Origin of the sequence: Methyloceanibacter marginalis, from assembly GCF_001723295.1 — a bacterium.
Lineage (GTDB): Bacteria > Pseudomonadota > Alphaproteobacteria > Rhizobiales > Methyloligellaceae > Methyloceanibacter > Methyloceanibacter marginalis.
This window is the reverse complement of the sequence record NZ_LPWD01000160.1, coordinates 1-9,395: the sequence shown is the minus strand read 5'-3', so window position 1 is coordinate 9,395 and position 9,395 is coordinate 1. Positions and strand designations below refer to the sequence as shown.

The window sequence follows — 9,395 nt, the reverse complement described above, 5'->3', positions numbered from 1 at the left end:
CGCGCGGTCCTGGCTCCGCGCTCGAAGCCACGCTCCTGATCGCCTGCTGGCCATGCTGCTCGGACTCCATGCGGTCGCGAAGTTGCCTTGCCGTTCGGGGTGGGCCTGGGGACGTTGCTGCTCGGACTCGCCTATGTGGGTATCGTCGTGATACTGCGTGACTACGATAAGAAGCAGACCTGGATGCCGGTCGAAGTGCCCGAAACCGCCGAGCCTCTGATCGGCGAAGTGGCGCCGCGAGCCCTCGACAAGGTGCCGTTCTCCCGCTTGGTCTGGGGTTTCGCGCTTCTGGCGCTGACCATCCTCGTCTGCGGGCTTGTGCTCACCTCGACCGCCGCGGCGATCGCAGAGCAGAGCGGGCTCAGCACCAGCTTCGTCGGCGTGACACTGCTTGCCACCGCCACCTCGCTCCCGGAAGTCAGCACGACGCTCGCCGCTGTGCGCATCGGCGCCTACAGCATGGCGATCTCCAACATTTTCGGCAGCAATCTTCTGATGATCGCGCTCGTCCTGCCCGCGGATCTCGCCTATAGCGGCGCGCCGATCCTCGGCGCCCTCGATCAAGCCACCGCCTTCGCGCTGATCTCCGGCGTGCTCGTCACCGCGATCTATCTGGCCGGACTGCTCATCCGCTCACACCGCACCATCTTCGGCATGGGCATCGACTCCGCGCTGGTGCTCGCCGTCTACGCCATGACGCTCGGCGTCTTCTATCATTTCGGCTAAGCCGCCTAGACGATGCTCCGCACTACGCCGCCATCGACCCTGAGCGAGGCGCCGGTGATCGCGGAGGAGCCTTCGCCGCAGAGAAACACCACCAGATTGGCAACCTCCTCCGCCTCCGCAAGACGGCCGATCAGGGTCGAGGGTCTTATGGTCTTCGCGAAATCGCGCACGAAAGTCTCGCGGTCGACATCCTGCGTGTCCGCCAGCTTTTCCATGAAATCCACGACGCCTTCGGATCGGGTGGGGCCCGGGAGGACCGCATTCGCCGTGACGCCCGTACCGGCGACGCTCTCGGCGATACCGCGCGACAGGGCAAGCTGCGCGGTTTTGGTGACGCCGTAGTGCACCATTTCTTGCGGCGTCTGGATGCCGGACTCGCTCGAGATGAAAATGATGCGGCCCCAACCGCGTTTCACCATGCCGGGGACCAGCGCGCGGGACAGCCTGACACCACTCATCACGTTGACGTCGAAAATCTCCTGCCACGCATCATCGGAAATCACCGTGAAGGGAACCGGCGCGAAGATACCGACATTGTTCACGAGAATGTCGACGTCCCCGGCCTCTTCCAGGAGCTTGGCGGCGCCGTCCGCGCTGCCGAGGTCGGCAACGGCGCCGGTCGCCTTGCCGCCCGTTTCAGCGTTGAGAGTTTCGACCGCCTCCGTCACACGACCGGCCGTGCGGCCGTTGACGATGACCTCGGCGCCTTCCTGCGCCAGGCCCTTGGCGATCGCAAAGCCGATACCGGCCGTGGAGCCGGTGACAAGCGCGCGCTTGCCGTCCAGTCGCAAATCCATGAACGCCTCTCTTGTCCGGTGCTGCCGCTCAGGCCTTGGCCAGTCTGGCAAAGCCCGCATCGAGATCCGCCTTCAGATCCTCGACGTCCTCCAACCCGATATGGAGACGCAAAGCCGACCCTTCCACCTGCCAGGTCGTCGCACTGCGGTAGCTGCGCGGGTCGAAGGGCAGGATCAAACTTTCATAGCCGCCCCATGAATAGCCCATACCGAACAGCGTAAGGCCGTCGAGCATGGCGGCGAGCGCCTTTTGCGAGCAAGGCTTGAGCACGATCGAGAACAGTCCGGACGCGCCGGTGAAATCCCGTTGCCACAAAGCATAGCCGGGATCGCCGGGCCGCGCGGGATGGATGACCTGCGCCACCTCAGGGCGCCCCGCGAGCCATTCGGCCATCTCGAGCCCCGAAGCCTGATGGCGTGCAAGCCGTACGCTCAGCGACCGCAAACCCCGCAAGCCCAGATAGACATCCTCGGGCCCGGGACACAGCCCTAGCTCGTCGTGCGTCCTGGCCACGGCCGCACGCGTCGCCTTGTTGGTGGTGATGGCGCCGAGCATGGCGTCCGCATGGCCCACGATATATTTGGTCGCCGCGTGGATCGACACGTCGACGCCGTGGGAGAACGGTTTGAAATAGAGCGGTGTCGCCCACGTATTGTCCATGATCACCACGGCGCCGCGCTTATGCGCAGCCTCGGCGATGGCCGGAATGTCTTGAACCTCGAAGGTCTGCGAGCCGGGCGACTCGGTGAACACGAGTTTGGTCTTGTCCGTGAGCAAGCCTGCAATGCCGCCGCCGATCAGGGGATCGTAATAGGTCGTGGCGACCCCCAGTCGCTTCAGCACGTTCTCGCAGAAGCGCCGGGTCGGGCGGTAGACGCTGTCGGAAACCAGAATGTCGTCGCCGCTTGAAACGAAGCTGAGCAGCGTTGCCGAAATCGCCGACAAGCCGGACGGTGTCAGCAGCGTCGCGTGCCCGCCTTCGAGTTCCGCAAGCGCTGTCTGTAGCGCGTCCACGGTCGGCGTGCCCAGCCGGCCGTAGCTGTAGTCCTGGTCGTTCGCCTCCAGGCATTGAAGCGTCGGATAAAGCACCGTCGAGCCGCGATAGATCGGCGTGTTGACGAAGCCGTCGAAGCGCGCCGGATCACGGCCCGCATGAGCCAGCCGCGTATCCTGCTTTTGAGATTTTTTGGACGTGCTCATGGAAGCCTCTCAACGAGGCGAGGGGCGTTGCGAGGGGCTTTAGCTCGTCTCGATGGGAAGACTGTCATCCGCGCCCCATTCGGTCCACGAACCGTCATAAACCGAAGCGCGGCGATGACCGGTCTCCGCCAGCGCCAGCGCCAGCACGCAGGCGGTGATGCCGGAGCCGCAACTCGTCACCACGGGCTTGTGCGGTTCGACGCCGGCGGCGGCGAAAATCGCATTGAGCTCCTCGGTCGATTTCAGCGTGCCGTCCGCGTTCAGCAACTGGCCGTAAGGCACATTCTGCGCGCCGGGAATGTGCCCGGACCGCAAGCCTGCGCGCGGCTCCGGAACGGTGCCGGCAAACCGCTCAGGCGAGCGCGCATCGACAATGTCCGCGGACTTGTCGTGGATGACGGACTTCATGTCGTCTACATCGCGCACGAGATCGAGATTGCGCCGGGAGGTGAAGTGACGCGGCGTGCGCGCATTGGGTTCACCCATCATCAGTGGGCGTCCCTCGCTTTTCCATTTCGGCAGGCCGCCGTTCAGCACGCTTACCTCGTCGGCGCCCATGACGCGGAACATCCACCACACTCGCGGCGCGCTGAACATGCCGTGCCGGTCGTAGACCACAATCCGCTGACCGTCGCCGATCCCCATCTTGCGCATGCGCGAGGAGAACTTTTCCGGCGACGGCAGCATGTGGGGGAGAGGAGAGTTGGTGTCGGCGATCTCGTCGATATCGAAGAAGATCGCGCCGGGGATGTGCTCCGCCAGGTACTCCTCGCGTGCGTTCTTGCCCTCATCCGGCATGTACCAGGTGGCATCGATGATTACGAAATCCGGCGCGTCCAGTTCGCGCTCGAGCTCATCGGTCTCAATCAGCCATGTCTTCGGCGTCGTCAAAATATCTTCTCCGTACTTTTTCTAAACGAACACGGTGGGCGCGGCGGCCTCGGGCCGGTCGAGCCATTCGGGGACCGGCAATCCTTTTTCGCGCAAGAATTCCGGATTGAACAGCCTGCTTTGATAGCGCGTGCCGTAGTCGCAGAGCACCGTGACGATGGTATGGCCCGGCCCCATGGCCTTGGCGAGCCGGATCGCGCCTGCGACATTGATGCCGCTTCGACCCGCCAAGCACAGGCCTTCCTCGCTCAAGAGATTGAATACGACCGGCAGGGCCTCGGCGTCGGGGATCTGGAAGGCCTCGTCGACCTTGGCCCCTTCGAGATTGGCGGTGACGCGGCCCTGGCCAATACCTTCGGTGATCGAGCTGCCTTCGGACTTGAGCGCGCCGTGCTTGTAGTAGTTGTAGAGCGCCGCGCCCATGGGATCGGCCAAGCCGATGACGATGTCGGAGTTGTGCTCTTTGAGGCCCATGGAGACGCCCGCCAGGGTGCCGCCTGTCCCCACGGCGCAGATGAAGCCGTCCACCTTGCCGTCGAGGTCGCGCCAGATCTCCTGAGCCGTCGTCTCGATATGGCCCTGCCGGTTCGCCACGTTGTCGAACTGGTTGGCCCAGATGGCGCCATTCGGCTCCGTCTTGGCCAGTGCCTCGGCGAGCCGACCGGAATATTTCACGTAATTGTTGTCGTTCTTGTATGGCACCGCCGGAACTTGGATCAGCTCGGCGCCGGTGAGGCGCAGCATGTCCTTCTTCTCGTCGGACTGAGTCTCGGGGATGACGATCACCGTCTTGAGCCCAAGCGCGTTGCCGACCAGCGCGAGCCCGATTCCCGTATTGCCGGCCGTGCCTTCCACGACCGTTCCGCCCGGGTTGAGCCGGCCCGCATTCATGGCATCGCGGATGATAAACAGAGCGGCCCGATCCTTCACCGACTGGCCGGGGTTCAAGAACTCGGCCTTGCCCAGAATCGTGCAGCCCGTCTCTTCGGACGCGCGCTTGAGCTTGATCAGCGGCGTATTGCCGATCGCCTCGAGAATGCCGTTGCGGTAGGTCACGGGGGAGAGCCTTCGGGAATCTGGTTCGTCCGCAACCTAATGAGGCCGGTCGGCCCCCGCAAGTCGGGGAAATCCCACGAAACGGGCGCTGACGGGCATCCGGTTCCACGGGATGCCGGCTGGGGAGCATGGTTGGGACCGTAGCGTTGAGGCGAGCCAAGGAAGACCGGATGGGCGGGGTATCGGCCCTAGCAGCCGGGAAACCCGCTGTGTATATAGACCGCGAGACGTGGCCGGCGCGGTGCGCGAACCCTTTAGGCGGGCGTGGTGGAACTGGTAGACACGCCAGATTTAGGTTCTGGTGGCTTCGGCCGTGGGGGTTCAACTCCCTCCGCCCGCACCAATCAAGCGTTGGTCCAGTGTTGTTGGATGGATTGAGAGCGCCGCGTGGCGCCGGAAAAATGGTGGATTGAGACAGTATGAACGTGACCGAGACAAATACTGAAGGTCTGCGCCGCGAGTTGAAAGTGGTAGTCGGCGCCGATGAGTTGGAGCAGCGGCTCTCCTCGCGCCTCGACGAGCTCAAGGGCAAGGCGCGCATCAAGGGCTTCCGCCCCGGCCACGTTCCGAAGGACCATCTCCGCAAGGTCTATGGCCGCTCGGTCATGGCCGAGGTCGTGCAGCAGGCCGTCACCGAGACGAGCCAGCAGGCCCTGTCGGAGCGCGAGGAACGCCCGGCCTTCCAGCCGAAGGTGGCGTTGCCCGAGGACGAGGCCGAGATCAATCAGATCTTCGAAGGCACCGGCGATCTGTCTTACACGCTCACCTTCGAGGTGCTGCCCAAGGTCGAGGTGATGGATCTCAGCACGATCACCCTTGACCGTCCCTTGCGCCCGGTGAGTGACAAGGACATCGATGAGGCGATCGACAGGATCCTCGCCACCAACCAGAACTACAAGCCAAAGGCCGGGGCGGCCAAGAAGGCCGACCGCGTGACCATCGACTTTGTCGGCAAACTCGACGGCGAGGCCTTCGAGGGCGGAACCGCCGAGGATGCGCCCATCACGCTCGGCGCCGGCGGTTTCATTCCCGGCTTCGAAGAAGGCCTGACGGGTGTGAAGGCGGGCGATGAGAAGGTGATCGAGGCAACCTTCCCGGAGGCCTACCCGGAAGCCAAGCTCGCCGGCAAGGCGGTGACGTTCGAAGTTAAAGTGAAGGAGGTGGCCGCGCCGGAGACGCCTACGCTCGACGATGACTTCGCCAAGAGCCTCGGCGTGGAATCGGTCGCGCAGATGCGCGAAACGGTGAAGGCGCGCATGGAGCAGGACCGCGCGCTTGCCTCACGTCAAAAGATGAAGCGGGCGCTGCTCGACGCGCTCAACGAAGGCCATACGTTCGAGCTGCCGCCGACCCTGGTCGACAATGAGTTTCAGGCGATCTGGGATCAGGTGACCAAGGACCTCGAGCACGCCAAGAAGACCTTCGAGGACGAGGACACCACCGAGGACAAGGCCAAGGAGGAATACCGCGACATCGCCGCCCGGCGTGTCCGGCTTGGACTTTTGCTCTCGGAGATCGGCCAGCGCAACGAGGTGACGGTCAGCGACGAGGAGGTCAACAAGGCCCTGATCGAGCGCATCCGGCAGTTCCCGGGTCAGGAGCGGCAGGTCTACGACTTTTACCGCAACACCCCCCAGGCCCTGGCCGAGCTCAGGGCGCCCATCTACGAGGACAAGGTGGTGGACTACATCTTCGAGCTCGCCAAGCTGACCGACAAGGAAGTGACCCTCGAGGAGCTCTACGCCGATCCGGACGGCGGGCACGGCCATCACCACCACGATCACGAGCATGACCACGATCACCACCATGATCATGACCACGATCACAAGCATGGCTGAATAAAGAGGCCGGGCAGCCCGCTCAAAGGCGGCATCTGGCCTCTTCCGTTTCCGGGCCCGACCTCATATGTAGGGTGATCCTGGGAGATTCGCCGGTCGGCCCCGACTGGCTCACCAAGCCCGAAAAGCAGGACATTCATGAACAACCCGGCCGAGACATACATGAGCACGCTTGTCCCCATGGTGGTCGAGCAGACCAACCGCGGCGAACGCGCCTACGACATCTACTCCCGCCTGCTGAAAGAGCGGATCATCTTCGTCACGGGCGTGATCGAGGACCATGTAGCGTCCCTCATCACCGCGCAGCTTCTCTTCTTGGAGGCCGAAAACCCCAAGAAGGAGATCTCCATGTACATCAACTCGCCGGGCGGCGTGGTGACCTCCGGCATGGCGATCTACGACACGATGCAGTTCGTACGGCCTCCGGTCGCCACGCTCTGCATCGGCCAGGCGGCGTCCATGGGCTCGCTGCTGCTCTGCGCCGGCGAGAAGGGCATGCGCTATTCGTTGCCGAACTCCCGCATCATGCTCCATCAGCCTCCGGGCGGCTTCCAGGGTCAGGCCAGCGACATCGAGCGCCACGCCGAGGACATCATCAAGATGAAGCGGCGCCTCAACGACGTCTATGTCCACCACACGGGGCAGGACTACGAGACTATTGAGAAAACCCTCGACCGTGACTACTTCATGTCTGCGGAGGACGCCCGGAAGTTCGGCCTCGTGGATGAGGTGATCTCGAAGCGTCATCCCCTTGGAGACAAAGGGGAGACCGTTCCGCCGTCGCCGTAACCGCCATTGGAAAGCCGTGATTGAGGCCTGTTAGGCGTAACCGTCAAATTGCCAAGCCCGGGCCTTGCCGTGGTCATACCGGCATGGTCCATGCACCCTTCCAAGGGTCTGGGAAAGGTGTGCACTCCTGGGATTCGCGCGATTAATCAATCCTTGATCAGTGGCGCCCTAGCATGCTCAGATTGCGCGTCGGGCAGCTTTCAAAGGGAGTCGCTCACACTTTGCAAGGCGGGACCAAGATAGCTGGTGCGGGCACCAGCGTTGAATTGAAACCAAAAACAATCGGATAGATAGAATGAGCAAGGTGAGCGGAACGGATTCGAAGAACACCCTCTACTGCTCTTTCTGCGGCAAGAGTCAGCACGAGGTTCGCAAGCTTATCGCTGGCCCGACCGTGTTCATCTGCGATGAATGCGTCGAGCTTTGCATGGACATTATTCGCGAGGAGAACAAGAGCTCCCTCGTGAAGTCCCGCGATGGCGTGCCGACCCCGATGGAAATTTGCTCCGTCCTGGACGACTACGTCATCGGCCAGGATTACGCCAAGCGCGTGCTCTCCGTCGCCGTGCATAACCACTATAAGCGGCTGAACCACTCCGGCAAGAATTCGGACGTCGAGCTCGCCAAGTCGAACATTCTTCTGATCGGGCCCACGGGTTGCGGCAAGACGCTGCTCGCCCAGACGCTCGCCCGCATCCTTGATGTGCCTTTCACCATGGCCGACGCCACGACGCTTACGGAGGCTGGCTATGTGGGTGAGGATGTCGAGAACATCATCCTGAAGCTGCTCCAGTCGGCCGACTACAATGTCGAGCGCGCCCAGCGCGGCATCGTCTATATCGACGAGGTCGACAAGATCAGCCGCAAGTCCGACAACCCGTCCATCACCCGCGACGTGTCGGGCGAGGGCGTACAGCAGGCGCTGTTGAAGATCATGGAAGGCACTGTGGCCTCGGTGCGCCCCAAGGCGGGACGCAAGCACCCGCAGCAGGAGTTCCTGCAGGTCGACACCACGAACATCCTGTTCGTGTGCGGCGGCGCCTTTGCCGGGCTCGAGAAGATCATCTCCGCGCGCGGCCGGTCCACGTCGATCGGCTTCGGCGCCAATGTGGAAGCCGTCGATGAGCGCCGCACCGGCGACGTCCTTCGGGGAATCGAGCCCGAGGATTTGCTGAAGTTCGGTCTCATCCCGGAGTTCATCGGCCGTGTTCCGGTGATCGCGACCCTGGACGACCTCGATGAGGAGTCTCTGATCCGCATTCTCACGGAGCCTAAGAACGCGCTTGTTCGCCAGTACCAGCGTCTCTTCGAGATGGAGGACGTGCAACTGTCCTTTGCCGAGGAAGCGATGCTCGCCATCGCCAAGAAGGCGATCGAGCGGAAGACCGGCGCCCGCGGCCTCCGATCCATCATGGAGGGCATCCTACTCGACACCATGTTCGAGCTGCCCAGCATGAATGGGGTCGAGGAGGTCGTGATCAGCGCCGAGGTGGTGGACGGCAAGGCCCGGCCGTTGCGCATCTACTCCGAGCGGCATGAAGAGGTCGGGTCCAGCGCCTGACCGCATTCCCGCCAATCCCTGCTTGAAGGGGCGCGCGAATCCTACTCAAATCGAGGGGAATTCGGGGGTCAGCGCAGAAAACAGCGGCCTACCTTGACGGGGGCCCGAGTGATCGCCACCTTTCGGTGCCCGGCGGGCCAAGATGACGCAGTGCTTGGCTCGGCAAATGCCGGGACAATGTATCTCCGGAAGGCGATCTTGGGGGAGGGGAACTAAGGCAGGGCTTCGCGAAACGGCGCTTGGTCCGTTCAAAAAGAAAGCGACGGAACTATCATGACCGAAACGAACCCGTCCGAGATCATCGAAGGCGCCCCGGAACTCTATCCGGTGCTTCCGCTTCGCGACATTGTGGTTTTCCCCTACATGATCGTGCCGCTCTTCGTCGGTCGCGAGAAATCGATCGCGGCGCTGAAGAAGTGATGCGCACCGACAAGCAGATTCTGCTCGTCGCCCAGAAGAACGCGTCCGATGACGAGCCGACCGCCGACGGCATCTACGACATGGGCACGCTCGCCTCGGTCCGTTCAGCTTCTGAA

At 62.9% G+C, this 9,395-nt stretch carries 8 protein-coding genes, 1 tRNA gene and 1 pseudogene; 6 read left to right on the top strand and 4 right to left on the bottom strand.

Annotated features, from left to right (window positions below; all coding sequences use genetic code 11):
- The first annotated feature begins 147 nt into the window (after positions 1 to 147).
- Positions 148 to 726: a sodium:calcium antiporter gene (locus AUC71_RS06725; protein ID WP_141701509.1), complete on the top strand. Its 579-nt coding sequence runs from the start codon at positions 148 to 150 to the stop codon at positions 724 to 726.
- 5 nt (positions 727 to 731) lie between these two features.
- Here the strand turns inward: AUC71_RS06725 and AUC71_RS06720 are convergent, their stop codons facing one another.
- Genes AUC71_RS06720 through AUC71_RS06705 form a run of 4 tightly spaced genes read right to left on the bottom strand, consistent with a single transcriptional unit; the run spans position 732 to position 4,671 of the window.
- Entirely contained in the window at positions 732 to 1,523 is a 792-nt protein-coding gene (locus AUC71_RS06720; protein ID WP_069623653.1) for an SDR family NAD(P)-dependent oxidoreductase, read from the bottom strand.
- Positions 1,524 to 1,551: 28 nt separating this feature from the next.
- Entirely contained in the window at positions 1,552 to 2,724 is a 1,173-nt protein-coding gene (gene metC / locus AUC71_RS06715) for a cystathionine beta-lyase (RefSeq protein WP_069623652.1), read from the bottom strand.
- A gap of 39 nt (positions 2,725 to 2,763) precedes the next feature.
- On the bottom strand, positions 2,764 to 3,615 hold the full coding sequence (sseA, locus tag AUC71_RS06710; RefSeq protein WP_069623651.1) for a 3-mercaptopyruvate sulfurtransferase: 852 nt from the start codon (positions 3,613 to 3,615) through the stop codon (positions 2,764 to 2,766).
- Between the two features lie 21 nt (positions 3,616 to 3,636).
- On the bottom strand, positions 3,637 to 4,671 hold the full coding sequence (locus AUC71_RS06705; RefSeq protein ID WP_069623650.1) for a cysteine synthase A: 1,035 nt from the start codon (positions 4,669 to 4,671) through the stop codon (positions 3,637 to 3,639).
- Between the two features lie 258 nt (positions 4,672 to 4,929).
- Here AUC71_RS06705 and AUC71_RS06700 point away from each other — a divergent pair.
- From AUC71_RS06700 to AUC71_RS17495, 5 genes and pseudogenes are all read left to right on the top strand, one after another.
- Positions 4,930 to 5,014, top strand: a tRNA-Leu gene (locus AUC71_RS06700).
- A 76-nt stretch (positions 5,015 to 5,090) separates the two neighbouring features.
- Positions 5,091 to 6,509, top strand: coding sequence for a trigger factor (tig, locus tag AUC71_RS06695; RefSeq protein ID WP_069623649.1), 1,419 nt, complete (start codon positions 5,091 to 5,093; stop codon positions 6,507 to 6,509).
- A 138-nt stretch (positions 6,510 to 6,647) separates the two neighbouring features.
- On the top strand, positions 6,648 to 7,298 hold the full coding sequence (gene clpP, locus AUC71_RS06690; protein ID WP_069623648.1) for an ATP-dependent Clp endopeptidase proteolytic subunit ClpP: 651 nt from the start codon (positions 6,648 to 6,650) through the stop codon (positions 7,296 to 7,298).
- Between the two features lie 295 nt (positions 7,299 to 7,593).
- Entirely contained in the window at positions 7,594 to 8,859 is a 1,266-nt protein-coding gene (gene clpX / locus AUC71_RS06685) for an ATP-dependent Clp protease ATP-binding subunit ClpX (RefSeq protein WP_069623647.1), read from the top strand.
- A gap of 273 nt (positions 8,860 to 9,132) precedes the next feature.
- A pseudogene (locus AUC71_RS17495) lies at positions 9,133 to 9,395 on the top strand (LON peptidase substrate-binding domain-containing protein); the annotation flags it as partial.

Excerpts from the sequence above, each read along its gene's own strand:
- AUC71_RS06720 (WP_069623653.1), bottom strand. The coding sequence starts at position 1,523 with ATGGATTTGCGACTGGACGGCAAGCGCGCGCTTGTCACCGGCTCCACG.
- metC (WP_069623652.1), bottom strand. The coding sequence starts at position 2,724 with ATGAGCACGTCCAAAAAATCTCAAAAGCAGGATACGCGGCTGGCTCAT.
- tig (WP_069623649.1), top strand. The coding sequence starts at position 5,091 with ATGAACGTGACCGAGACAAATACTGAAGGTCTGCGCCGCGAGTTGAAA.
- clpP (WP_069623648.1), top strand. The coding sequence starts at position 6,648 with ATGAACAACCCGGCCGAGACATACATGAGCACGCTTGTCCCCATGGTG.
- clpX (WP_069623647.1), top strand. The coding sequence starts at position 7,594 with ATGAGCAAGGTGAGCGGAACGGATTCGAAGAACACCCTCTACTGCTCT.